Below are 25,471 nucleotides of genomic sequence, written 5' to 3' on the forward strand. Positions count from 1 at the left end.
GCTCTTTTTCTGCACAAAAATCCTGTTAATAGTTTACCATTTGTAAACTATCAACAGGAAAAAGTATAGAGCCTAAAGACTATCAGCTTCAATTAGTCTTTACTGCCACTTTTTATGGCCTAAAATCACATTTTCTTTAAAAATAACGCCGTTCGACCACACTAACAAGCATTAATTCATTCTACTCAGGCTCACCAAGATAATTAGGCCTGTTAAACCTACCTTTCGTGAAAAATTTATGGCATTCATTAATGAACTTCACTATACTCAATATAGAAAAAAGCTAAGGAGGAGTCGAAGCAATGCTTGTCTACTTGTACCGCAAGAATAAGTCACCGGGTCAAATCAGTGCTCATTTATTAAACGACGCACAAAAAGATTTGAATTAACTCGGAGGATTATTTTATGAAAGATGATGGATTAGAATTAGCGGGTAACCGCAATTTTATTAAGTGGCCAGTTGTTGCCCTTATGGATTTCGTAACCGTTATCGGTTTCGACGATATTATTTATAATTTTCAAAACCAGGGTCTTGGTGTTGTTACATCATGGATCGTTATGCTGTTTATTTACGTACTTCCCTACTCCTTAATGGTTGGCCACTTGGGTTCGGTCTTCAGTCAAGAGGGTGGCGGTTTGACCTCGTGGGTTCGGGGAACGAGCGGTGACAAAGTTGGTTACTTCGCTGCTTGGTTTTATTGGGTTGTTGGATTACCTTACATTGTCGACGTCGCCAATTCCGTGGTTGTTGCCTTTGGTTGGCTAATCAGCGGTAACGGTAACCTTGAAGAGTACATGTCAAAAGCGATGTTTGGTATTTTAACCACTGCTATTTTTATTGGTTTTATTTTCTTTGAGCATTTATTCAAAAACAAATCACTGGAAATCATGAGTGTCATCGGTGGTGGTGCAATGTTTCTTATGACGGTCCTATTTGTCGTTATGACCATCACTTCTTTGGTTAAAGGATTTCACATTGCCACCCAACCGTTCACGCTAAAAGCCTTCTTACCTAAAATTGATGGCCATTTTCTGACAACATTGGGCCTACTAATTTTTGCTATGAACGGTTCTGAGCTGGCCGCCCCTTACGTTACCGATATGAAAAATCCACGCAAAGATTTCCCAAAGGCAATGATCATGATTGCAATCATGACTGCCTTTCTAACCGTTTTTGGTTCCTTTTCACTAGGCGTTTTCTTCAACGCGCACCACTTGCCTAATGACCTCAAAATGAACGGTTCCTATTACGCCTTTCTTGCTTTAGGCCGGCAATTTGGCTGGGGTAAGATTCTAATGTACGTCTTTGCCGTCACCCAAGCAATTTATATGTGTGCCCAATTGGCTATCCTACTAGATGCTGGTACACGAGTCTTTCTTGGTGATATTAGCAAAAAATACATGCCTAAGCAATTGTCTAAACTTAATGCAGATGGTCTCCCAATCAATGGTTACTGGATGACCACCGCAATTTGTGCCATCATTATGTTTCTTGGTGGCCTGCTCCCTCAAATCAATGATATTTTTAACTGGTTATTGAACCTTAACGGGATCGTATCGCCCTTTGCAACTTGCTTCTTATTCTGGGCCTTTATGATGGTTCGCCGGCACAGCGATCGCTACCCAACGCCAGCCTATACTTACATCAAAAATGATCACCTTGCTTTTATCGTTGGTGCTTGGATGTTTTTTATCACTTTCTTTGCTGCCGTGGCTGCGTTTTTCCCGACAGATGCGACGCCGGGAACAGCACTCTACGCCGATACCTTAATCATGAACGTCTTGGTCACACTGGGCCTATGTGGGATTGGCCTAGTTATGCCCATCATTGCTCGTCGACAGCGTAATAATAATGGTGCTGCCTATACAATTGGTCAGTGGCTAATTATTTCACTCATTATTATCATTGGTATCATAATTAGTTACGCGATCTCACGGGTTACCGGTGTTGCCCTATTACTCCGCTTACTCTACATTTTAATCGTTGATGCCCTATTAATTTCCTGCCTCACTTTTGTTGGCAGAAAAAAACGCGCCTAAATCGTGTTTGGCAAAGATAACTACACAAAACAAAGGATCCGGCAATTGTCGGATCCTTTGTTTTGTCTATCTTCTAATTATCATTCTCGTAAATTAAGCCTTAACTTGTAACGCAAGTAACTGCTTGTCCAAACCAGCGCGGTCAACACCTGCTTGTAAGCCAACTGCGGCGGTATGTGCGCCTTCAACTAATGCGACATCATATAAATGAATTGGTTTGGTGCTAAAAGCACTGGCCAATTCTACATTACGTCGGGCGCTCCCAAAATCATAAAAGGCTAATAGCTCCGTTGCTTCATTCGTGTTTACCGCTAATTGAACTTGACTCATGCTAGTCCCAATTTGACCCATGCTATTACCACCGGCAAACGTCACTGGCACACTTTTGGCAATATGCCGCAACAACCGCGCTAATCCCTCGGCCATTTCTGGTGTATGGGTGACAATAATAATCCCTAAACTCATTTTTCTTACCTCGTCTTCAAATTGACTTCAATAGTCTAAGTATTACTGAGTCACTATCAAAATTCAACTATTTTCCCAATAAATCTGAAATTATAGTAAAAGCGCTTTAAAAGTAATCAAACTAATATTAGTCTATGCTACTTCAGACCTTTTTATAATTAATTGAGTACATGTTTAAAAAATGGCCTAACTGGAAAATTTGATTAAAATAATTTTCAATCTTGTTCGTGCTTAAAAATAGCTTTTACCGTCATTTTGATCTAACCACATTTCCAAAGCCAGTTAGTGAACACGCTTAATTTAAGCTTGGCCAGTTAATTAAAATATGGTATGATTGTCTCATTAAATTTTAATTAAAAAAGGGAGTTGGGGTTTTAAATGCAACAGAAGGAGAATGTTCAACTCAATCGTTCACTAGGCCTTTGGTCGGCACTAGCACTTGTTATTGGGACAGTTATTGGTTCAGGTATCTTTTTTAAACAAGCGAGTGTTCTATCATTGGCCGGTTCCACAACCACAGCACTCTGGGCCTGGTTTCTCGGTGGCGTCATTACGCTAACGGCTGGGCTAACGATTGCCGAAATTGGTGCTCAAATGCCGCATACAGGTGGCCTATACGTTTATATGGAAAAAATGTACGGCAAATTATGGGGCTTTCTTGCCGGTTGGATGCAAATTATCGTTTATGGTCCGGCCATGATTGCCTCCTTGGCCGCTTACCTAGCAATTCTATTAACTGATTTCTTCCACCTCAGCAGCAGTTTACGTATTCCGTTGGCTTTACTGGCAATCTTATTTATTGGCCTAATTAACTTTCTATCAAATCGTTTTGGAGCAACGATTCAAATCTTAACCACTTTAGGTAAATTACTTCCGATTGCTGCTATTATTATTTTCGGTCTTTTATTTGGTGATCATGCCGCACTTAACCAAACAGTCACAACGGCAAGCAGCGGTTCCAACGGCAGTTTTGGTGTCGCCATCTTGGCAACTCTCTTTGCTTATGATGGTTGGATCTTAATTGCTAATATGGGTGGCGAAATTAAGAATCCAAAAAAAATGTTGCCGCGGGCCATTTCTTTTGGAATCATCTTAGTTCTTATCTGTTATATGCTAGTCACGCTGGGTGTTTTTCGGACAATGACCGCCCAACGTATCGTCAACCTTGGTCAAAATGCAACGCCCGCCTTTGCGGTAACGGCGTTTGGCGATATCGGCGGTAAATTACTCAATATTGGGGTCATTATTTCAATTTTAGGTTGTATGAACGGAAAAGTTATGACCTTTCCACGGATCATGTACGCCATGGCAAAAAATCATGAAATTCCTTTTTCTAAAACCTTAAGTTACTTACACCCAAAAACTAGAGCACCATTATTCTCAACAACTGCAATTATGTTAATTGCGGGAATTATGGTTATCTTTTTCAACCCTGATCGGCTATCCGAAATTTGTATTTTTACCGTTTACGTTTTTTACGTAATGGCCTTTGTTGGCCTCTTTCTATTGCGCCGACGTAATCCTAATCAAAAACGGGCGTTTAACGTGCCACTTTATCCATTAACTCCTATTGTCGCTATTGCCGGTGCCCTATTTGTTATTGTTAGTGAAATCCAATCGGATATTGTTGGCGTTGGGGTCTCATTTATCTTCGTTGTTATTGGTATTCCAATCTATTACTACGAAAAGGCGCAAGAACGCAAAGAACTGAAAAAGTAACCTAGAGCGTGTTTGAAAAAGCGATCAGATTCTACTTCGCAATTACGGTTAGTTATTTGCAAAAATCTTAAATAACTTATGATACTTCGAAATTCGCCAAGCTAAAACACGGCAGCCGCAGAAATCCCCTTTTCCAAACACGACTAAGTTCCAAAACATTCGTTAAATTGACCAGGCAAAAATAACGGTTAAGCCTAAATTGGCCTAACCGTTATTTATTTTCCTAAATTCAATTGCCACTTAAATTAAATCTAATTTAAGCACTTAATCGTTTCTCTAGTACCCGTGATAACAAGGATAACGCGTAGCAAACGATAAAGTACAAAACGGCTAAAGCTAAGAACATTGGCAAGACGTAATTAGAATTTTGTCCGTAGATAATCTGAGCGTGGTACATCAACTCCGGTAACATAATGATTGTTGCCAGTGAGGTATCCTTGATTAACGAAACAAACTGACTAACTAGCGGTGGAATCATCTTTCTAATTGCTTGTGGTAAGATAATGTGCCACATTGCTTGAACATAGGTCATTCCGTTACTCCGAGCGGCCTCCATCTGTCCTGCATCGACGGCAACAATCCCACTGCGGATGATCTCGGCGACCATTGCCGACTCAAACACCGTCATTGCTAAAATTGCAGCCGGAATAACTTCTGGCTTAAAGCCTAAATTGGGCAATCCAAAATAAGTGAAAAATAAGATCAATAGTAATGGCAAATTACGAATAATATCAATCACAAATCCAATAATTGCCGAGACGTATTTGATTTTAACATAGCGTAAAATACCAAGTAACCCGCCAATAATGAAACTAAAAATAATTGAAAGTACTGAAACTTCTACTGTGACCCAGAGTCCCTCAAGAAGGTAGCGGATATTGAGCCATGAATAAGCTTGGATAAAGTTATGCATTTACAATTCCTCCTTCAACTAGGCCAACCGTTTTTCAAGATAACGCATGAAGTAACTTAACGGTAAAGTCAAAATTAAATACATTAAACCAACCGCCAAGTAAGTGTCCGATGTATTAAACGTCGTTGCTGCCACAACATTGCCTTGGTACATCAAATCAAAACCAGCAACAAAGGCCAAAACAGACGAATTCTTCACTAAATTAATGAACTGATTGCCCAGCGGTGGAATCGTGATCTTAATTGCCTGCGGAAAAATAATCTGAACCATTGCCTGAGTGTAAGTAAGACCAGTTGAACGGGCAGCTTCCATCTGTCCAGTATCAACGGCCTCAATTCCAGCACGAACAGTTTCCGCAATAAATGCCGATGTGTAAATTGTTAAGCCAATTGTACCGGCAGTAAATCCGTTTACTTTAGCAATAAACATGGGAATAACCACGTAAAAGAACATCGTAACAACCAACAATGGAATATTCCGAAAAACTTCAACGTAAACCCGGCCAATAAATTTAACCCAGCGATGCGAACTAATTTCCATAAAGGCAAAGAGTGTCCCTAAAATCAAACTACCCACCAAAGCTAATAAACTTGAACCTAGGGTAGATAGTAAGCCTGACCATAATTCCGGCCAATAACGAACCAAAATATTAATCATACCTAATTACCCCCTTCTTCAAAGCCTTGGACATTGCCGAACCATTTATTAACAATCTTCTGGTATTCACCAGTCTTTTTCATCTGCTTAACCGCAGCATTAACTTTGCGTAAAAATGGTTTTTGACCCTTGTTAACGGCAATACCGTATGGTTCCTTGGTAAAAGCACCACCAGCAACAACGTAATTGGGGTCTTCCACGGACATCCCGTAAAGAATCCCGTTATCCGTTGTTAAAGCAACCCCTTGACCAGATTTCAACGCAGTGAAGGCCTGGGCGTAATCAGATAATTCTAAGATATTTGCTTTTGGTGCATACTTTCTAACGTTTTGAACTGAATTTGAACCCTGAACGCCTAAAATTTGGGCGCCCTTATAGTTTAAATCACGGATGTTCTTAATTGAACTACCTTTTTTGACCAGAATGGCCTGACCAGCGTGAAAATATGGTTCCGAGAAATCGACGACCTTTGCACGATCTGGCGTAATTGTCATTGTCGCGATCAAGGCATCAACATTACCATTTTTCAGTAACGGAATCCGGGTGTTACTCGTTACCTGAACAAGCTTGGCCTTACCATTCTTGCCCAGAATTTGTTTAGTAATCGCCCTGGCCATATCAATATCAAAACCTTGAACTTTACCAGTTTTAATATTCATTAAACCAAATAAACGTGTATCTGCCTTAACGCCCCAAGTGATTGTGTTACTTTGGCGATCATTTGTTAACACGTCTTGTTGCGACAAACTCTTTTTACCGCACCCACTTAAAATTAAAACCAAACTAAACAGGAAGGCAACCGGTAAAAGATAACGGACAAACTTTTTCATTGTCCCTCGCCTCCTTAGTGGTTAATAATCTTGCTCAAGAACTGCCGTGCCCGTTCTTCTTTTGGATGAGCAAAGAAGGATTTAGTATCATCATCTTCCAAGACTTCACCATCCGCCATAAAGATCAGCCGGTTAGCAACTTCTTGCGCGAAGCCCATTTCGTGGGTAACGACAACCATGGTCATCCCTTCATGGGCAACCTTTTTCATAACATCCAGCACGTCACCAATCATTTCTGGATCAAGCGCCGAAGTTGGTTCATCAAATAATAGCGCTTGTGGTTTCATCGCTAAGCTACGGGCAATCGCAACTCGCTGCTCTTGCCCACCCGACAACATACTTGGTAATGACTCGGCCTTATCAGCCAGTCCAACCAAATCGAGCAGATCCATGGCCTCTTTTTTACTCTGTTCCTCATTTTCTTTTAAAACTAGTCGCGGTCCTAAAGTAATATTTTCCAGTACGGATTTATTGGCGTAAAGGTTAAAGTGCTGAAAAACCATCCCGACATCCCGCCGAATCTTGTTCATGTTGGTCTTTTTATCTGCAATATCAAAATTATTAATCACTAATTTTCCTGAAGAAATTGTGTTTAATCCATTAATAGAGCGGAGCAATGTACTTTTGCCTGAACCTGATGGCCCGATAATCACGACAACCTCGCCTTTATCAATTGTAAGGTTGATGTTCTTTAGGGCGTGAAAATCACCAAAGTACTTTTCAACGTTGTGAAATTCAATCATTGACATAAAATTTTCCCTCCAAACTAAACTCACTGAGCACGCCAAGTAAAATGCATTCTTCGGCTATAGGAAGTATTTGGAAAATACTTTCACTGGTACTTACCGACTAATTTAGCCGTAAACGTATTTGAAAAACTAGATTCTTGCGGTGACCGAGATAAAACTAGTCGTGAGTAATTATAGACTTTATAACTGTGCTCCTTGGCTTTTGCCACAAGAACGGCCATCGTTCGTAGCAGCAAGATCATCAACGATCTAGGCTGCAACTCGAACTTCGATTTATCCTAGTCCGATCGACGGCCTCAGCGAAGCCAATAATAAGCCACAATTGCAAAGTAGAATCTGAACGCTTTTCCAAACACTTCCTAGATTCTAAGAATTCTTTGGACCAGAAAGTGATATCCTGACAGTACTCAAATAACAAGGCCCTAACCTCTTTAAATATAGTTAAAGGCCAAAGTTACATTTCAATTTTAATTTATTTTTAATCTCAGCGCAAATTAAATTGGCTTACTTTAGTGTAATAATTGTCATATTTAGGAAAAATGAGAAAAATCTTATTTTTTTAGAATTAAAGAAGCAGTGTTTTAGCATAATCAAGCGCTTAACTAATTGAATAGATATTTTTTATTAAAGTGCTACTAAATCAAATAACCTTCAATTAATTTAGCGCCGATTTTTTGTAAAAGATTTGCAAAGATGGAAGTGCAACACCCACCCATTTTAGCGTAATCAAGGAAGCGGCCAGAACTTTCGCCCCAGCCGCTTCCTTGATTACTTAATATTACGACGTACCCAATCTATCGCTTTGGCAAAATCATCTTGCTTGTTTCTTCAAATACTTCCTAGTCTACTGGATGTGTTGCCTGGCCGCCTTCGATAATTTTTTTAGCATCATCTAAACTAATATCGACCATATTTTGAACCGCAACGTTAGTGTAGAAACCAATATGAGGCGTTAAAATTACGTTGGGCATCTTCCGTAATTCAACAAACTGTTGATTTTTAATTGTTTTACCAGTTAAATCAAAGTTATTAAATTCTTGTTCACCTTCAATTGCGTCAATCGCAACCCCGGCCAACTGTTTTTCTTTTAAAGCGGTAACTAGAGCCTTTGTATCGATCACAGGTCCCCGGGAAGCATTAATCAAAACAGCGCTAGGCTTCATTAACTTAAATTCCGCTGTACTTAATAAATGCGTTGAACTAGGATTTAAATCTGGATGCAAATCAACAACATCAGCCTTTTTTAACAGTGTTTCCTTATCAACGTAGGTCAAAATATCCTTTAAGTCATCGTTTTCAACCAAATCATTGGCCAACACTGTGGCACCTAGAGCGTGAAATAATCGCGCAGCAGTGCCGCCAATTCGGCCAGCGCCAATAATACCGATTGTTAAGGTGTGAATTTCGTGGGCAATTAAGCCGCCCCAACGAAAATCCTGGTGGGCGCCCCGAGCATCGAATAATTCTAGATTACGAATTAAGCGGAAAGTTTGAGCCAACGAGTATTCAGCAACAGAACGTGGTGAATAAGCAGGAACATTGGTCACAATTAAATCATTAGCCTTGGCGGCCGGTAAATCAACCACATCGTAACCGGCACTACGTAAACCAAGTTGTTTAATGCCATATTCGTGTAACTTTTGGTAAACGACAGCACTGTCAATTGCCGCGTGCTGCACAATAACTACGCCATCATAACCTTGGGCTAAACCAACTGTTTGACTACTCATATCTTCCTGATTGGTGGCCACCGTGACTTGGTTTCGTTTGGCCCAAGCATTAATTGCGGGCATCTCATCGTCGCGAACACTGTACATTAATATTTTCATTATTATCTTCTCCTAATTTACTATTTTTGTGCCAAATAATTTTTTAAGCGTTTAACGGCTTCTTTTAGGTCAGTCAAACTAGCCGCATAGCTAATTCGAACGTATCCTTCACCGCCGCCACCGAAGCTAGCACCAGGAATCAAGGCTACCTTGGCCTCCTGGGCTAATTCATAACAGCACTTAAAGCTATCCTGAGGCAAACTTACTGGAATCTTGGCAAACAGGTAAAAAGCCCCTTCAGGTTTAACGCACTCAAAGCCAATTGCCTGCAGCGCGCCGAATAAGTAATCACGGCGTTTCTCGTAAGCCTTTTTCATCTCCTGCCCATCATTTAAGCCATTTTTAAAAGCTTCCAAGGCCGCATCCTGTGCAACCGTAGTCGCGCTAGTGATCGCAAATTGATGCACCTTACCAATTTCCTGAGCAATAGCTGCTGGTGCCGCCAAGACGCCTATCCGCCAGCCAGTCATCGCGTGGGATTTAGACACACCATTGAGTAAAATCGTTTGTTCCGGCAAAAGCTCGGCCATCGAAACATGCGGCTCTCCATAAGTTAACTCACTATAGATTTCATCGCATAATACGAAAACATTGTATTGCCGTAATACCTTAGCCAGCGCCTCCAAGTCCTTGCGGCGATAAGTTACACCCGTTGGATTGGTTGGGTAATTTAGTACGAGCACCTTGGCCCGGGGATGATTTTTTAATGTTGTTGCTAATAGCTCAGGCGATAAAACAAAATGATTGGCCGATGTATCCATAAAGACTGGCACACCCTGGTTCACAGTTGTATCTGGTATGTAAAGTGGAAAAATTGGTGTCGGAATTAATACCTCGTCACCTTTTGAAACAATCGTTGTTAGTGCCGAAAAAATGGCCTCAGTAGTCCCCGCCGTCACCAAAATTTCGCTGGTTGGATCATAATGGACATTATATTTTGTTGCTAAGTAATTTGCCGCAGCCTGCCGAACCTCAATTTTACCTGCTGAATTAGTGTAATGACTGTCATTTTGTTTAATGGCATTGATACCCGCGGCCTTAATGTGTTCAGGAGTCGTAAAGTCGGGCTCCCCTAACGTTAGCTTTAAGATTCCTGGAATCTGCGAAATATCTTGGTTGAATTTTAAAATTGAAGAAGGCTTAACCGCTGCCACCTCCGGCTTTAATAATTTGACTAGTGCACTTAACTTATCTTCTTGCATTTCAATCATCCTTCCTACTACCAAAATTTGTAATTAAAAAACCACAGCGACTAATTCCGCTGTGGTTGTTAATTGGCTAATTTATTAAGGTAGCCCACACAGCGGAAGTTAATTCTGCACCATGTGGTCAAAACACGTTAAAACACTTCTGGCCGCATAGTCTACGCGAAATACCAAAAGTAAAAGTAGTTGTTTAATTGTACATTGATTAGCTGCATATTAAAAACTCCTTAAATTAACTATCTTGATTTTAACCTTACTATCAGATTACGTCAAGTTAAACTTAAAATCAGCCTTAACGTTGATGTCGCGCCCGCCGACTGGGTGCCTGGGGCTCACGACTAGTTGGTTGCGTAACCGTCTGTGTTTGTGTTTGCGCCTGGGCCTGAGTTAACTTAGTCGGTTTTTCTTGAGGTGCATTTTTATCGCGGTAGGCGACTTGAACCGCAACACTATAGGGATTATTTCCTGCCATTACCCCTGAACGACCGGCAACCTTATAGGGACCACCAGTCAAATAGGCATTGGCCAGCACAAGTTGGTACTGATTTTGCGCGTCTTGCACTTGCATAAGACCAATTGAGGTAATTTCGCCAACGTTAAGACTATCAATTGCATTTTTACCAGCATAAATGTAAAGGTGTTCACCCTCTTGGCGCATTTCATAAAATGGTAATTGTGTCGCTTCACCAATGGCGTAAAATGGCTCTGGATTGGCATGAGCGTGGCGGTAAATCGCCTCATCTGAAAGTCCACCATAATTAAGACTAAGGTACCCACTGGCAACTAAGTTAGTGACCATCTCATTGATATTTTGCTGAGTTAATTCATCCACAGTTACCTTCGCTGGTAATAGTTTATCTTGATTAAAAAGACCTGCGGCTGGCATAACCCTTGTCCGTCCAGCCGTTGCATTCGATTTGCCACTGCCAAGCATTGGATCGTCACTGGCCGAGGCCGCCTTACCACCTAACATTTTTTCAATTTTAGGTGAAATATCAAATTTAGCAGTTTTAGTTGTAAAGTAATAAATCACGTTTAAGGTTAAGAAATAGGCCAGAACAAAGAATAAGAGCATAAATAATAATCCCCGTCCCCAAACTTGCAGCCGTAAAAAGTGAAAAGCCAAATAGCCAATATAAATGTCACCTAAGATACCTAAAATGGTATAGACACGGTTTTTCAGCTTAACGTTCATATTAAAAAAACCTAAGTAGTGATTAAGCATATCTAAAAGACTAAGCACAAATAATCCCTCCTTTCCAGATTAATTCGCCGTTGTGGTTGTATCCTGCGTTGCTCCAGTGGTGCCTGTTCCGGTTTGATTTTGGGAAGTTGAATTTTGTGTGTCTTGCCCAGTTGTCGCCGAACTAGCAGTAGTTGGTGTACTCGAACTACTAGCTGCTGTACTGCCCGTCGTTGAAGTATCACTGGCCGAACTAGCATCAGTGGTTGCAGCCCCACTAGTTTGATCAGTTGATGTTTGGTTAGCCTGATCACTACTTGCGCTTGGCGTCGAAGTCGTCACACTACTGCTACTTTCAGCTGGTTCACTAGTAGATTCACTGGCCTTGCTGTCCCGTGAAGAAGACGCTGCTGAGTGACTACTTGATGACGTAGCGGCCGAGCTATCATTATTAGTTTTAGTTGTTGTCTGTTCCTGCTTGACTGGTGCAACTTTGTCAGCAACAACATTAGTCGCTGCTAGGCCAAGCACGATCGAAACAATCGCAAATGGCGTGATAAATGGCGGTGTCCGGTATGCCATTGTCAATTCCCCCTCATTTAATTTTATTAAACCATATAAATGCATAGAAAGCTTGACCAAAAGCTAAAGAATTCATTAAAGAATGTGTGCTTTGCTAGTAAACAAAAAGAGGCCAGGCATAAAGTCTAACTTCTACGTTTCAACATCATTATTATACCGCAATTTAACGACAGCCTACTTTAACTTTTGCTTACAAGTACCACATAGTCCGTAAAGCTCAAAGTTATGGCTGTCAATTTCACAGTCAGGAATCTGTTTTGAAAAGAAATCCAACGGGCACATGGCAAGCTCAATTACCTTACCGCAGTTTCGACAAATAAAATGATGGTGGTGGGGGTGCTCAAAATCACACTGATATTTGACAGTTGCCTGCTCACCACGATTGCGCTGTTCCACAATTCCAATCTCGGCAAAGGCTCTAATATTTCGGTAAATTGTATTATGACTCATACCTGGATATAAGGCGCGCATATGACCATCCACGGCTGTAACGTTAATGTAGCTGTGTTGAAACTGACTTAGATAAAGCAGCATATCCCGCCGCTGCTTAGTGACCTTATACCCATTTTGTTTCAATAAGGTTAACGCATTCCCCTTTACTTGCATAGGAAGCCCCTTTCACATCTATAATAAAACGTAATCATTATTATTTAAAAATTATCTAACCAAGTCTAGCATAATTGTTCCGAGAAAAAAAGTTGGTTGATCAAGTCTTACACCACTAATATTAATCCTTCCTCAGGCAAAAAACGGTTTATTAGATTGTTACTCTTTTCACTTGCATAACATTTTAAAAAGTCCTATGCTAAATGTAAGCAATTTCTTAAAACAATTATAAACGCTAACAAAGATAAACAAAAAACTTGTTCTTCTAAAAAAATGGTTGTATGATATTGCTATTACACATAAAAAATCAGTTAAACATTGTACCTTAACTGATCAAGGAGGCTTTAAATATGAAATTTGGAAACTTTTCAAATAGCTGGTACCGTATTTCTTTGGATACCGAGCAGCAGATTTTCTACGCAACGAGTAAGCAACATCCTGAGCAAATCGCCAGTGGTATCACAATTGATGACGCAGTTCGTAAATTGACCGTTCAAACGCAACACATCGATTCCTTTAAGGGAAATAGTCGAAATCAAACTGCCTAAGAGAAGCTCAAGGGCTTTCTCTTTATACATAAAACTTAGAAAGGCAGATTCCTGCGGTGACCGAGACGAACTTAGTCGCAAACAGTTATTGACTTTGTAATTGCGCTCCTTGGCTTTTGCCACAAGAATGGCCATCGTTCGTAGCAGCAAGATTATTAGCGGTTGAGACTGCGCCGCGGACTTCGGTTTATCCTAGTCCGATCGACAGCGTCAGTGAAGCTAGTAATAATCCTCAATTACGTAGTAGAATCTAAACACCTTTCCAAACACTTCTTAGTCAGCTACAACTTCTTGCTTGATTTGCGTCATCAAGTGATCAGTCTGTTGCTTAGCCTGCTGCCAATCGTCGTTAATAATGACGTGAGCAGCTTTTTTTAATGCCGTCGGAATAATTAAATCCCGCCGATACTCTTGACTTGCTAACCGTTGGGCGATCATCTTGGAACTGTCACCGCGCCGGCTCAAGCGCTGAACGAGCACTTTTGGATCATCAACCATTAAATAAATTAAAACAACGCGCACTCCAAGTGTCTTAACGTAAGTTGCCGCACCCTTAGTATCTAAAACAATACTTGCAAAATCATTTTTCTGCCAGGCCTCAGCCAACCCCTCATGTGATGAGCCATAGCTATAATTAGCGTACGTCACCCGTTCGATAAAGTGTTTCGTTGCAAAAGTGGCCGGCGTTTCAAAATAATAGTCAACACCATTGGTTTCGCCGTGGCGTGCTGGTCGTGTCGTGTGCGTCACCACCCGTGGAATATTGTAAGCTTGGCTCAAATAATGACTCACCGTAGTTTTACCACTCCCGGTCGCCCCAGTAATCACAAATAATCGTTGTTCCGTCATTTTCCGACTCCTTTAAATTTGCTAATAACCCTATCTTAACGGTAACAAAAAAAGAGTGCAATGAATTTTGCTATAAGAACGTTTAAAAAAGACGCTCAGTTTTTACCCTGCAGTTGCGAAGTAGAATCTGTCTGCTTTTGCGAACACTCTCCAACTGAACACAAAAAAGGCCGCGCCAAAATAAATCTTGGCGCGGTCCTTTATAATTCTTATTTGAATGACGGAAAAATTGTTCGTCGATTAGCCCATTCTATTTCCAGTCGCTCTAAACGCCCCACGTAATAAATAATACAGTATGGGCACAATAATCGCCGTTGAAATAGAATTAATAACCGTTGCTGGCAGACTAAAGAAAGCTGAAACTACAGCAACTTTAAAAAGTGTCCCCGCCATTAAGGCTTCAACGATTGAAACTAAATAAGACGTAAAAATCTTAGTGACACCTGCTACAATCCCAATTGTGACAATGTGACTTGTCCGATCATCAAATTTAAATAGCCGATAAGTTGTGTGGACAACTAAAGCAATGACTAAGACTTCTAAAACGGTTAGCCACGAGGTCGCCGCGTAACCATTTAACAGATCAAAGCCACCCAACCCAACTGCACCAGCAATTGCACCATTACGCGCACCTAGAAATAAAATGGCCAGTACTGTTAGTGCATTTCCAAAATGAATAAACGGGCGGCCAACCAGTGCCGGAACCGGAATTCGTAAAACGGAGATTCCAATAAAAATGATCGCGGCAAATAGGCCAGTAAAAATAACTGCTCGTAATGAGTTTTTCTGTCGCATCTGCTTACTCCTCTTGTCTTTTTTGTACGGTTTCAATCAATTCAGCAAGCCCCGCCGCATAATTAACACCGTAACGAACGTCGCTTCCTGCTACCTGCGTTCGCTTGATTGCTCCTGTAACAAATTTTAGAGCAACTTCAGTGGCCGTTTGTAGTGCTAGCCCACGTAGTACACCACCAAATAATACACTAGCAAAAATATCGCCGGTACCAAAGTAATGACCGTCTAAACGCTTTTGTTGATAACTCCACGTTAATGAGCCCTCGGCACCGATGATACCAATTGTACCATCAATCAGCGGTACACCGGTAATAACAGCTGCCGGAATACTGAAAACTTCAGTTAACTTTTGAGCTAGTGTCTTAGCGGTTGCAAGGTCACAAGGTGCTGTACTAACATTTTCGCCTAAAAGTAATTGTGCTTCGGTTAAATTTGGTGTTAATAAATCGGCCTGTTTCGCTAAGTGGCGCATTTGTTCAACGTATTTTAGTGTAAAACCACTGTAGAGCTGCCCTTGATCGGCCATCACCGGATCAACTAAGACCTTGGCCTGTTCCGTTTTTAAATCGGCTAGGTGCCGCAAGATAACCTGTAGTGGCTCGGCACCTAAATAACCAAAATAAAGCGCAGAAAATTTTAGGCCTAGACTTTGCCAGTGTTCAATAATTTTTGGCATTTCGGCCGCCAAATCAAGGTAGCTTGGCGTTCCCAAGCCGCCAGTATGCGTTGATAATAACGCAGTTGGCAATAAACAAGGATTGAAATCAAGTGCGGCAAAAAGCGGTAATGATGCACACAGCGAAACTTGACCAACACAAGAAAGATCTTCACTGATTAAAATCTTTTGCTGCTCAACCATTGATTAAACGATTCCTTGGGCCATCATTGCATCCGCAACTTTTAAGAATCCAGCAATGTTGGCGCCTGCAAGGTAATCACCTTCAACACCGTATTCATTAGCAGCATCAGCGGATTCATGATAAATATTTTGCATAATCTTTTGTAGTCGTTGGTCAACATCTTCAAACGTCCAAGAAAGACGAGCACTGTTTTGACTCATTTCAAGAGCTGAAACGGCAACACCACCTGCATTGGCGGCCTTAGCTGGACCATAAAGCAAGTTAGCATCCCGGAAAACTTTTACAGCTTCAGGAGTACTTGGCATATTTGCTCCGGCAGCCACTAATTGAGCGCCGTCTTTAACAACGAGCTTGGCCTGCTTACCATCAATTTCATTTTGCGTTGCACATGGTAAAGCAAGGTCATAATCAACATCGAAGTCCCAAACTGAACCTTCATGGTAAGTTGCTGTCTTAACACGATCAGCGTAGTCCTTAATTCGGCCACGTTCAACTTCCTTAATTTGTTGAACCACTTTGTAATCAATCCCATTTTCATCGTAAACAAAACCATTAGAATCAGAAACTGTTAGAACAGTTGCACCTAATTCGGCAGCCTTTTGAACCGCGTAAATGGCAACGTTACCTGCGCCAGAAACCTTAACTTTTTTATTGTTCAAAGTTTGACCGTGGTCTTTCAACATGGCGTCAACGTAGTATAACAAGCCAAAACCAGTTGCTTCAGTCCGTGCTAAACTACCACCGTAACTGAGCCCTTTACCAGTTAAAATACCATTTTGTGACCCATTAAGGCGTTTGTATTGGCCGTAAAGATACCCAATTTCCCGGCCACCAACACCAATATCACCAGCAGGAACATCTAAATCAGGACCAATGTGTTTTTGCAATTCAGTCATAAAGCTTTGCGTAAAGCGCATCACTTCACCGTCGGACTTGCCCTTTGGATTAAAATCACTACCGCCTTTACCACCACCAATTGGTAGTCCAGTCAGGCTGTTTTTAAAGATTTGTTCAAAACCTAAAAATTTAACAATCGACAAATTAACGGTTGGGTGGAAACGTAAGCCACCTTTATAAGGTCCAATCGCCGAATTAAATTGAACGCGGAAAGCCCGGTTAACCTGAACTTGGCCTTGATCGTCTACCCACGGTACCCGGAACTGGAAAGCCCGTTCCGGCTCCGTAAGTCGACCAAGTAGATTGGCGTCAATGTATTCTGGATGCTTTTCTAATACTGGTTTGATAGTTGTAAAGAAATTAGTTACAGCTTCAAGAAATTCTGGTTGGTTAGGGTCACGCTGTTCAATTGATTTTTGAACACTTTCTAGATATTCGCTTGCTTTAGACATAAACAAAAACCTCCTTAAGGTATTAAACAAAGTGTGATCAAGGTGGGTAAATCTTATTCCGTAATTACGGCTAGCCAGCAATTTTTCTAGTGTTCAGGCAATAGGTTGGAACAAAAAGCCCTAGTCGCTTACTATTTTCGAGCAAACGTGCGCCAAAACCGACTTTTGTCCTGCTCTGAATCAATGCCGCTACACTAGCCAACAAACTTGCTCATCCTTCGCACATTCACGACAATTCACTACTCTCTTAACCATCAATTAACTAGCGGTACATGTTTGAAAAAGCAAACTCGCAACAAAGCTCCTCATGGCCATCAACCACGACGAAATAGAACTTGCGCGCTTCTCCAAATAATCACTGATTATCTGATAGGTAACATTATAGCACAATTAAAATACGGAAAGAATACTATGAGATAATATTTTTATAAAAAAAGAGTGCGATAAAAGCTAACATGCTTTTATTGCACTCTCATTTTAAAAATTAGTCAGCGTCAACGTCATTTGGAAATTGAGCAACGGATGCTTGACCATTTAATTCTTCTTCAATGCGTAATAATTCGTTGTACTTAGCAATACGTTCTGAACGAGCCATAGCGCCGGCCTTTAATTGGCCACCAGATACGGCAACGGCAAAGTCAGCAACAAATGGATCTTCAGTTTCACCTGAACGATGTGAAATCATTGTTGTGTAGCCGTTCTTCTTAGCCAAGCGAATTGCTTCAATCGTTTCTGAAACTGAACCAATTTGGTTTAATTTGATTAAGATTGAGTTAGCAACGCCGGCCTTGATACCCTTACGGAAAATTGAAGGGTTTGTAACGAAGATATCGTCACCAACCAATTGTACTTGGTCGCCAAAGTCTTTTGTGAACTTAGCAAAGTTTTCCCAATCTTCTTCTGAGAATGGGTCTTCCATTGAGATGATTGCTGGGAATTTCTTCTTCAAATCTTTATAGTAGTTAGCCATTTCGTCAGCGTTAAAGCTGTGGCCTTCGAAGTTATACTTCTTAGCATCTTTATCATAAAATTCTGATGAAGCAGCATCTAAAGCAATACCGATATCAACGCCTGGTTTGTAACCAGCTTGTTCGATAGCTTTATAAAGCATTTCAACAGCTTCAGTTGTTGACTTCATATCAGGAGCAAAACCACCCTCGTCGCCAAGTCCTGTTTGGAAACCAGCATCTTCCAAAACCTTTTTCAAAGTATGGTAAGTGTTAGCAATCTTTTCAAGACCATCACGGAAGCTTGTCTTCTTAAGAGGTGTAATCATGAATTCTTGGAAATCAATACCATTGTCAGCATGAGCACCACCGTTGATAACGTTATGGAACGTTTGTGGTAATTCAATGTTAACTCCGCCTAAATAACGGTATAATGGTGTGCCTAATGCATTAGCAGCAGCACGTGCAGTTGCCATTGATACGCCTAAAATAGCGTTGGCACCTAAACGGGCTTTGTTTGGTGTGCCATCAAGATCGATCATAATTTGATCAATTTCAGCTTGGTTAAAAGGTGAAACGCCCTTCAAAGCATCGTTGATTTCTGTGTTAACGTTGTTGACTGCTTTGCTAACACCCTTACCTTCAACACGATTGCCACCGTCACGTAATTCAGTTGCTTCAAGTTCACCTGTTGAGGCACCTGATGGAACTGATGCGCGACCTAATGTACCATCTGTTAAGATAACGTCAGCTTCGACAGTTGGGTTACCACGAGAATCAAAAACTTCACGAGCTTTAACACTTTCAATTACTGCTGATTTAGCCATAAAATTGTTTCCTCCTTAAAAGAACGTTGCGTATGTAAGTAACGTCAAAAGCAGACGTTGCCCCACCACATAATTTCACTTAATATGTTAGCACCTTATATTTTGATTGACAACTTTGGAAAGCGCTTTTTTAAAAATAACTTTAAAAAGCGCTTCCTAACCCCTAGTTAAGTAGGTTTGTTAAATCGGTAAAAAAGGCCGGATACGAAACATTAATCGCCTCAGCAGCATTTAAGGTTAGATGGCTTTGACTGATTAAAGCGGCGACGGCCAACATCAAACCGATGCGGTGGTCACCATGACTATCAAGTTGATCACTGGTAACAGCCTTCAAAGGTGTTGGTCCGGTAATCACCATCCCATCAGGCTGTTCTTCAATCTGGGCACCTAGCTTGCGGAGTTCGGCCGTCACTGTGGCAATCCGATCAGTCTCCTTAACCCGTAGTTCTGCGGCGTCCTTAATGACGGTTGTTCCCTGGGCCTGAGTTGCAGCCAACGCAATTAACGGAATTTCATCAATAACATTGGGAATTTCTGCACCGCCCACTTCAGTTGCCTTAAGTGAGCTAGTGGACACAATTAAATCACCGCTAACTTCAAAGTCGGAATCAATATTTTCGACGCGAATATCCGCACCCATACGGCTAAGAACGTCCAAAAATCCTGTTCGTGTTCCGTTTAAACCAACTTGTTTTAGACGTATTTCACTGTTAGAAACTAATGTTGCCGCCAAAATAAAGAAGGCGGCCGACGACATATCACCGGGAACACGGAAAGATTGCGCCTTTAACTGCGGTTGTGGTGGCACCGTTAAGGTTAGCCCCGTAATATCTACCTGCCCACCAAATTTACGTAGCATTCTTTCTGTATGGTCACGAGTCTGCGCCAACTCAGTTAAATGGGATGGTTCATCAGCCTGCATGGCCGCAAACATTAAGGCACTTTTAACCTGAGCACTAGCTACCGGGATCGTTTCGTTCAAAGCAGTCAACTTGTGATTACTTCGAATCGTTAATGGTAAATAATTTTCGTCTGTTGCTGTAATTGTCGCACCCATTTTTTGTAAGGGCGCAATCACCCGCTGCATTGGTCGCTTGCTTAAAGAAGCATCGCCACTAAACGTTATTGGAAATGACTGTTTACTTAACAATCCCATTAAGAGACGTGTGGACGTTCCTGAGTTTCCCAGATCAATTGCCTGTTTGGCCGGTGTAAAGCCATTGAAACCGACACCTTCAATCGTTACTGAATCAGTGGTGCGTTGAATTTTAACGCCAAGTGCTTGTAAGGCACTAATTGTGTGTAAACAGTCGTCGGAAAAAAGAAAATGACTAATTTTGCTGGTTCCTTGAGCGATCGCACCAAACATAACACTGCGGTGGGAAATACTTTTGTCACCGGGAATCATTAATTCACCCTGTAAATGCGTGGCAGCCGTTACTAATTCTTTTTGCATATTTTTACTCCTCGTCTAGTACTGCGCTAGTTCGTCATGGTAAGCCTTAACCTGCGTTTGCAAACGCGGTAAGGCATCCGCATCAAACTTAGCCAAGACAGCCTGTGCTAGCGTAATAGCTACCATGGCCTCAGCCACAACTGCAGCAGCAGGCACCGCCGTCGTATCCGAACGCTCAACGTTAGCAACATACGCCTCTTTGGTATGGATATCGACACTACGCAATGGCTTATATAACGTTGGAATCGGCTTCATGACCCCTTTGATGACTAACGGCATGCCATTAGTCATCCCCCCTTCAAAGCCACCAAGATGATCACTGCCGCGGTAAAAGCCTTTAGTTTCGCTATAAAAGATTTCATCCATATCCTGACTCCCAGGATGATCCGCCAAACTAAAGCCATCCCCAAACTCAACCCCTTTAAAAGCATTGATACTAATAATTGCTTGGGCCAATTTAGCGTCAAGTTTCGTATTGGCACTGACATAACTACCAAGACCAACCGGTAAACCAGTGGCAAGCACTTCAACAACACCGCCTAATGTGTCACCGGCTTTTTTTGTTTGATCAATTAGGCTGTGCATTTCAGTGGCAGCGGCCGCGTCGTAAGTACGGACATCACTAGCATTAGTCACCGCCGCTAGTTCTTTCAAATTACCAATTTGGGGTAACTGAGTTAAATCGGCTTTTACCGTTCCTAATTGCTGCACAAAACCTAATACCTCGACACCGATTGCTTGAAGTAATTGTTTGCAGAGACTACCAACCGCAACCCGCATCGTTGTTTCCCGCGCACTGGAACGTTCCAAAACGTTCCGCAAGTCCTCATGCTGATATTTTTCACCACCGACCAAATCGGCGTGTCCTGGACGAGGTTTGGTTACTTGCCGAACTGAATTGGCCGCCGTTGCTTCGGCCGTGGGACTCATAATCTCATCCCAATGAGCATAGTCGCGGTTAGTCACCTGAAGTGTAATTGGTGAACCCAAGGTTTTTTGATGACGAATGCCGGCTGTAATCTGAACCTGATCAGACTCAATCTTCATTCGATTTCCACGACCATAACCTTGCTGCCGCCGTTTTAAATCAGCATTAATTTGTTCCACTGAAACCATTAGGCCGGCGGGAATTCCCTCAATAATTGCCGTTAGTTGTGGACCGTGTGATTCACCTGCTGTTGTGTAGTGCATCTGATTGCCACCTTTCTCATCTTAAACTCATTTTTATTGCTATTAGCTTAGCATAAGTCAACGACCTTGTGGAAATTAATTGACGAATGCTCCAAGATTGAACATTGATTGTTTTTCAAACTAGCCTGCCAAAAATACAAATCCTTTGCTGGCCATTTAACAACATTCTGGTGAAGGATTCAATCTGTTTACTTAAGACTCGGCCGGCTCGCCTACTTGATTTGACAATTCAGGTTTAGGTTGTGTTTAAAAAATACCCTTATTAGCATTCTCCTGACTAATTTAGTGGAAACGTATTTGAAAATTAAGTAACCGATTTCTTTACTAATTTGTTAGTCTTTATTCATAGTTTCTTCACAACCTTTCTCTATCATTAATAGTGTTAAAGGATTTGGTTGACTGACGTCTTAAAATTAATTGCTTCGCGCCTTTTTAGTGCTTGAAGGCTCTAAAAAGTATAAAAATTGATTTACGTCCTTAAAGGAGCATCCGAATATAAATTGTAGATAAAAAATGGCATCAGGATTTTTATCCTGATGCCATTTTATACGCCTAATTTTGCGAGGCGGCCGTTTAACAGATAAAGTGCTTGCTTAGGCCAATTTCGTGTAAACGTGTTTGAAAAAGCAGATTTCTGCGGTTGCCATGTTTCAACTTGGCGGTTTTCGCCATAGTTGAATGGACAACGGATAAAGCATCAAAATTATTAGCGTACTTAGCTAATAATTCTCAGTTGCGGAATAGTAGCTACAGAAGTCGCTTTAGCTGTTTCACAGCAAAAGTGCCTTCTTAGGCTGCAACTCGGACTTCGGTTTATCCTAGTCCGATCGACATCGTTAGTAATCCTCAAAATCTAGGCGCTTCTTACCTGCAGCAAACGTGGCCCAAGAAGCAGATTTCTGCGGTTGCCATATTTCAACTTGGCGATTTTCGCCTTAGTTGAATGGACAACGGATGAAACATCAAAATTATTAGCGTACTTAGCTAATAATTCTCAGTTGCGGAATAGTAGCTACAGAAGTCGCTTTAGCTGTTTCACAGCAAAAGTGCCTTCTTAGGCTAATCCTCAAAATCTAGGCGCTTCTTGGGCCACTCTCTTTTCTTAATGTTCAATCACTTTTGGTTCTGTCTTTATTTGTTCATCACGTGCGCGTTTTAATTCATCGTAGTAACCCGCGTAAGTTGCGTTTTTATAGGGGTTCAGCCAAAGGAAACCAATTCCAAAGGTGATTACCGACAAGATGTCCCAACCTAAGAAGCTTAGTTGAAGCACAAAATAATCAATTTTATGGCCGTACATCAGCGCTCTGCTCTCAGTAATACTGCCTAAGAAACTAACCGGTGCATCACCCGATACATCTCGGCGATCCTTATAAACAAAGTAACTTTGCTTATAAGCATAGGATTTAACAATACCAGGGATAATGAATAGGATTGACCATAACCAAACGTAAATCATTTGGATAAAGAACAGACCAATGGTCCCCCAAAAATAGGGTTGTGAGAAAACTTGGAAGGCATCCCTAAGTGGATGAACTTCATAATCACGATTACGTACCCAATCTAAGAAAGTATACTGAATTCCCACTAAGAAGACTGTTGAAACAATGCTACCAATCATATTACCGCCATTATTGCCTCCATTAGTTGAATAGTCGGCAGCATGACTAATTGATTCCTTAACATCATTGAAGTTAAAGCCCATCCAGCCCAATGCCACAATAAATGCAGCAATCAGCACTAATTGAATAATCGTTGGAATTAAATTCAATAAAATGCCCTGAAGCCAGTTTCCGCGCAATAAATCCTTGGACTGTTTCTTTAACTCACGTCTTGTTTTCACACTATTTACCTCGTTTCTAAATTCAAATTATTTCTAAGTTTTGCACCCCAACTCATAATAGCTAATTATAACTGTTTTAAGTAGGTAAAGGCAAAAAAGCTGCCAGAGTGTTTGAAAAAGTGGTAGATTCTGAGGATTACTAACGATGTCGATCGGACTAGGATAAACCGAAGTCCGAGTCACAGCCTAGACAGACGAATTACCTTTGAAAAAGGTGATTTAGCTGTTGTAGCTACTATTCCGCAATTGAAGATTATTAGCAAAAACACGCTAATAATCCTGATGCTTCATCCGTTGTCCATTCAACTACGGCGAAAAGCGCCAAGTTAAAACATGGCAACCGCAGGAATCTGCTTTTTCAAACACGTTTATACTACATAATCAAAAATCACAAAAAAAAAAAACTGCCAAAAACCACCTAATTTAATAAAGCACTATCATTCGTAAAATTAAAGTCAACTGAGTGTTTTAATTTTCTTTTCATAAACTAGTGGCTATGCTAAGATTATAGACATTAAGCCTTAATTTATTCGGTTGTTTGGTGAAGGAGTGAAGTTTTATGTCAGTTTGGGACAAAATGTTAAAAAAACAGAGTCTCGATAAGTATTTGGCTAAAGATAAACAGTTTGTTAAATCAATGAATGCTTTCGATCTAATGTCCTTAGGGATTGGGGCGGTTATTGGTACTGGTATTTTTATCTTGCCAGGAACAGTTGCCGCTTTGAAAGCTGGTCCGGCCATCGTATTGTCATTTGTTGTCGCCGCCATCGTCTGTTCAATTGCCGCTATGTGTTACGCTGAATTTTCCTCGGCCATGCCCATTGCTGGTTCAGCCTATTCTTACGGGAACGTTGTTTTTGGCGAATTTACTGGTTGGGTTTTGGGCTGGGCGCTTATCCTTGAGTACATGTTGGCGGTAGCTGCTGTATCCACTGGTTTTTCGGCTTACCTCTCCTCATTTTTACAGGGTTTTGGTTTAGAAATTCCCAAAATATTTAGTGGCCCCTTTGATCCGGCCCACGGAACTTACCTCAATCTTTTTGCCGTTTTAATCGTTTGGCTAATCACTTGGATGCTTAGCCACGGGATGAAGGAATCTGTTCGGATCAATAACGTAATGGTCATCGTCAAAATAACGATCATTGTCATTTTCTTACTTGTCGGCGCCTTCTACGTTAAACCGGCTAATTGGCACCCCTTCTTACCATTCGGCGTTAAGGGCATCTTTAAAGGTGCCTCAACTGTCTTTTTTGCCTATTTAGGCTTTGATGCCGTTTCGTCTTCTGCCGCCGAGGTCAAAAATCCCCAGCGTAATATGCCGATTGGTATCATTGGAACACTAATTGTGGCGACAATCTTATACATTTTAGTTTCCGCCGTTTTAACTGGTATGGTGTCTTATAAAGACTTAAACGTTGCTAACCCAGTGACCTACGCCCTGCAAAAAGTTGGGCAAAATTGGGTTGCCGGGATCATTTCAATCGGTGCCCTGGCCGGTATGTTTACCATGATGATCACTATGATTTACAGCAGTTCACGCCTGGTATATTCAATTGGCCGTGATGGTTTACTGCCAAAGTTTTTAGGCCAACTACAAAGTAAAACGCATTTACCTCAGCACAGTTTGATTCTGGTGACGATCATTATTTCTATCTTAGGTGGCCTAATTCCACTAGATGAATTAACCAACTTAGTTAACATTGGTACTTTGATTGCCTTTACCTTCATTTCCATCGGCATTATTCCGTTACGCCGCCATAAGGAAATCAAAAACACTGGCTTTAAAGTTCCTTTGTCACCCGTTCTACCAATTATTTCCGCAATCTTTTGTATTGGGTTAATGGCTATCTTACCTGCCGAAACCTGGATTGCCTCATTGATTTGGTTCGCCATTGGCCTACTCATTTACTTTACTTACGGCATCCACCACGAAAATATTTCTTAGTCTGAAAAAGTGGCTAGGAGTGTTTGAAAAAGTACCCAGGTTCCGAGCATTAGTTGACGAATTATCTGTGAAACAGATGATTT

General features: G+C 41.3%; 22 protein-coding genes. 4 read left to right on the forward strand and 18 right to left on the reverse strand.

All coding sequences use genetic code 11. From position 1 onward, the window contains the following. The first annotated feature begins 405 nt into the window (after positions 1-405). Positions 406-2,040, forward strand: a complete 1,635-nt coding sequence (locus EKM98_RS09170) for an APC family permease (RefSeq protein WP_125982195.1) — start codon at positions 406-408, stop codon at positions 2,038-2,040. A gap of 93 nt (positions 2,041-2,133) precedes the next feature. On the opposite strand, the gene EKM98_RS09175 is transcribed toward EKM98_RS09170, so the two are convergent. Continuing rightward, positions 2,134-2,505: a PTS sugar transporter subunit IIA domain-containing protein gene (locus EKM98_RS09175; RefSeq protein WP_125982196.1), complete on the reverse strand. Its 372-nt coding sequence runs from the start codon at positions 2,503-2,505 to the stop codon at positions 2,134-2,136. A gap of 378 nt (positions 2,506-2,883) precedes the next feature. Between EKM98_RS09175 and EKM98_RS09180 the strand changes: the two genes are divergently transcribed. Continuing rightward, positions 2,884-4,224 carry an APC family permease gene (locus tag EKM98_RS09180; protein WP_125982198.1) on the forward strand — a complete coding sequence of 447 codons (1,341 nt, stop codon included), beginning with the start codon at positions 2,884-2,886 and terminating at the stop codon, positions 4,222-4,224. A 256-nt stretch (positions 4,225-4,480) separates the two neighbouring features. On the opposite strand, the gene EKM98_RS09185 is transcribed toward EKM98_RS09180, so the two are convergent. From EKM98_RS09185 to EKM98_RS09225, 9 genes are all read right to left on the reverse strand, one after another. After that, positions 4,481-5,137, reverse strand: coding sequence for an amino acid ABC transporter permease (locus EKM98_RS09185; RefSeq protein WP_068222715.1), 657 nt, complete (start codon positions 5,135-5,137; stop codon positions 4,481-4,483). A gap of 18 nt (positions 5,138-5,155) precedes the next feature. Then, a complete protein-coding gene (locus EKM98_RS09190; RefSeq protein ID WP_068222713.1) occupies positions 5,156-5,794 on the reverse strand; it encodes an amino acid ABC transporter permease in 639 nt (212 codons plus the stop codon). A 2-nt stretch (positions 5,795-5,796) separates the two neighbouring features. Continuing rightward, entirely contained in the window at positions 5,797-6,624 is an 828-nt protein-coding gene (locus tag EKM98_RS09195; RefSeq protein WP_125982200.1) for a transporter substrate-binding domain-containing protein, read from the reverse strand. A 14-nt stretch (positions 6,625-6,638) separates the two neighbouring features. After that, complete coding sequence (locus EKM98_RS09200; protein WP_125982201.1) at positions 6,639-7,373, reverse strand: amino acid ABC transporter ATP-binding protein; 735 nt, start codon at positions 7,371-7,373, stop codon at positions 6,639-6,641. A gap of 839 nt (positions 7,374-8,212) precedes the next feature. Next, the gene (locus tag EKM98_RS09205) at positions 8,213-9,202 is read right to left on the reverse strand and encodes a D-2-hydroxyacid dehydrogenase (protein WP_125982203.1); all 990 of its coding nucleotides are present in this window, start codon (positions 9,200-9,202) and stop codon (positions 8,213-8,215) included. 20 nt (positions 9,203-9,222) lie between these two features. Continuing rightward, positions 9,223-10,404, reverse strand: a complete 1,182-nt coding sequence (locus EKM98_RS09210; RefSeq protein ID WP_125982205.1) for an aminotransferase class I/II-fold pyridoxal phosphate-dependent enzyme — start codon at positions 10,402-10,404, stop codon at positions 9,223-9,225. A gap of 295 nt (positions 10,405-10,699) precedes the next feature. Then, complete coding sequence (locus EKM98_RS09215; RefSeq protein ID WP_125982206.1) at positions 10,700-11,650, reverse strand: DUF6681 family protein; 951 nt, start codon at positions 11,648-11,650, stop codon at positions 10,700-10,702. 21 nt (positions 11,651-11,671) lie between these two features. Next, the gene (locus EKM98_RS09220) at positions 11,672-12,172 is read right to left on the reverse strand and encodes a hypothetical protein (protein ID WP_125982208.1); all 501 of its coding nucleotides are present in this window, start codon (positions 12,170-12,172) and stop codon (positions 11,672-11,674) included. Between the two features lie 174 nt (positions 12,173-12,346). Beyond that, entirely contained in the window at positions 12,347-12,778 is a 432-nt protein-coding gene (locus EKM98_RS09225) for a Fur family transcriptional regulator (protein WP_125982210.1), read from the reverse strand. Positions 12,779-13,128: 350 nt separating this feature from the next. Here EKM98_RS09225 and EKM98_RS09230 point away from each other — a divergent pair, with 350 nt between their 5' ends. Continuing rightward, positions 13,129-13,326 (forward strand): hypothetical protein, encoded by a 198-nt coding sequence (locus EKM98_RS09230; protein ID WP_125982212.1) that lies wholly within the window; start codon positions 13,129-13,131, stop codon positions 13,324-13,326. 273 nt (positions 13,327-13,599) lie between these two features. Here EKM98_RS09230 and EKM98_RS09235 read toward each other — a convergent pair whose 3' ends face one another. From EKM98_RS09235 to EKM98_RS09270, 8 genes are all read right to left on the reverse strand, one after another. Further along, positions 13,600-14,175 (reverse strand): guanylate kinase, encoded by a 576-nt coding sequence (locus tag EKM98_RS09235; RefSeq protein WP_125982214.1) that lies wholly within the window; start codon positions 14,173-14,175, stop codon positions 13,600-13,602. Positions 14,176-14,415: 240 nt separating this feature from the next. Continuing rightward, positions 14,416-14,970, reverse strand: coding sequence for an ECF transporter S component (locus EKM98_RS09240; RefSeq protein ID WP_125982216.1), 555 nt, complete (start codon positions 14,968-14,970; stop codon positions 14,416-14,418). 4 nt (positions 14,971-14,974) lie between these two features. Further along, positions 14,975-15,829 carry a pyridoxamine kinase gene (locus EKM98_RS09245; RefSeq protein ID WP_125982218.1) on the reverse strand — a complete coding sequence of 285 codons (855 nt, stop codon included), beginning with the start codon at positions 15,827-15,829 and terminating at the stop codon, positions 14,975-14,977. Positions 15,830-15,832: 3 nt separating this feature from the next. Beyond that, positions 15,833-17,179 carry an NADP-specific glutamate dehydrogenase gene (gene gdhA / locus EKM98_RS09250; protein ID WP_125982220.1) on the reverse strand — a complete coding sequence of 449 codons (1,347 nt, stop codon included), beginning with the start codon at positions 17,177-17,179 and terminating at the stop codon, positions 15,833-15,835. A 484-nt stretch (positions 17,180-17,663) separates the two neighbouring features. After that, positions 17,664-18,953 (reverse strand): phosphopyruvate hydratase, encoded by a 1,290-nt coding sequence (gene eno, locus EKM98_RS09255; RefSeq protein ID WP_125982221.1) that lies wholly within the window; start codon positions 18,951-18,953, stop codon positions 17,664-17,666. Between the two features lie 163 nt (positions 18,954-19,116). Next, positions 19,117-20,409 carry a 3-phosphoshikimate 1-carboxyvinyltransferase gene (gene aroA / locus EKM98_RS09260; protein ID WP_125982223.1) on the reverse strand — a complete coding sequence of 431 codons (1,293 nt, stop codon included), beginning with the start codon at positions 20,407-20,409 and terminating at the stop codon, positions 19,117-19,119. A gap of 15 nt (positions 20,410-20,424) precedes the next feature. Then, on the reverse strand, positions 20,425-21,600 hold the full coding sequence (aroC, locus tag EKM98_RS09265) for a chorismate synthase (protein ID WP_125982225.1): 1,176 nt from the start codon (positions 21,598-21,600) through the stop codon (positions 20,425-20,427). Between the two features lie 1,102 nt (positions 21,601-22,702). Further along, positions 22,703-23,443, reverse strand: a complete 741-nt coding sequence (locus EKM98_RS09270; RefSeq protein ID WP_125982227.1) for a DUF975 family protein — start codon at positions 23,441-23,443, stop codon at positions 22,703-22,705. 559 nt (positions 23,444-24,002) lie between these two features. On the opposite strand from EKM98_RS09270, the gene EKM98_RS09275 reads away from it, so the two are divergent. Then, positions 24,003-25,388 carry an APC family permease gene (locus EKM98_RS09275; RefSeq protein WP_125982228.1) on the forward strand — a complete coding sequence of 462 codons (1,386 nt, stop codon included), beginning with the start codon at positions 24,003-24,005 and terminating at the stop codon, positions 25,386-25,388. Positions 25,389-25,471: the final 83 nt, after the last annotated feature.

Source organism: Loigolactobacillus iwatensis (assembly GCF_003950295.1).
GTDB lineage: Bacteria > Bacillota > Bacilli > Lactobacillales > Lactobacillaceae > Loigolactobacillus > Loigolactobacillus iwatensis.